At 41.6% G+C, this 238-nt stretch carries 1 protein-coding gene; it reads right to left on the reverse strand.

Annotation, left to right across the window (positions count from 1 at the left end; translation table 11 throughout):
* On the reverse strand, nt 1-238 hold a 238-nt coding region (locus SB756_RS35000), incomplete at both ends, for a DUF6387 family protein (protein WP_410913872.1).

Below are 238 nucleotides of genomic sequence, written 5' to 3' on the forward strand. Positions count from 1 at the left end.
TGGCTTCTCCCTGACCTCTTTCTTAAGTTGATCACTACCTTCGACAAACGATTCTTGCGAGAACATTTCAAGTGATCTTCTGAGGCTTTCAATATGACCAAAAGTGACTTGTCGTATGTGCGTTTTGCTTTCTGCCAGATGAGTGTCGAGGTCAATTCTTTTACTGATTAGAGGGTTACCTGCAAGGATCTGGTCAAAATAATCATCTCCTTCTCCAAAAAACTCAATTGAGTCGAGG

It is taken from the genome of Pseudomonas sp. SIMBA_068 (genome assembly GCF_046534705.1).
GTDB classification, from domain to species: domain Bacteria; phylum Pseudomonadota; class Gammaproteobacteria; order Pseudomonadales; family Pseudomonadaceae; genus Aquipseudomonas; species Aquipseudomonas putida.